Annotated in this window: 1 protein-coding gene; it reads right to left on the bottom strand. The window is 40.0% G+C overall.

All coding sequences use genetic code 11. From position 1 onward, the window contains the following. Window positions 1–435 (bottom strand): FIVAR domain-containing protein (locus HMPREF3031_RS13500; protein WP_180364338.1); only part of this gene is annotated, 435 nt, incomplete at both ends.

Below are 435 nucleotides of genomic sequence, written 5' to 3' on the forward strand. Positions count from 1 at the left end.
CTTTTTCAAGTTCTGCTTTCAACGCTTCAAGTGCTGCATTGACTGCATCTGCTTTATCTTGAGCAATTTTAGCGTTAATTGCATCTTCTAAAGCTGATTTCGCTGCATCTACTTCTGCTTGTGAAGCATTAGGATCTGCTTGTACTGCTTTTGCATTTTCTAATGCATCTTGGACTGCTTTAGCTTCTTTATCAGTCGGATCTAAAGTTAAGCTTTCTGCGTTATTGATTGCTTTATCAAGTTCCGCTTTATCTGCTTTCGCAACTAAGCCTGCTTGCGCATCTTTCAACGCTTGTGTAGCTGCTTTGATTTGATCAACAGTTACAGATTCCGGATTATTCACAATACCTTGTGCCACAGCTATTGCATCTACCAATGGTTCAACGCTGTTAGGAGTAAAGTCAGCCTGATTGATAGCTTTCGCTTTTTCAAGTT

It is taken from the genome of Staphylococcus sp. HMSC072B07 (assembly GCF_001815505.1).
Classification (GTDB): domain Bacteria; phylum Bacillota; class Bacilli; order Staphylococcales; family Staphylococcaceae; genus Staphylococcus; species Staphylococcus simulans.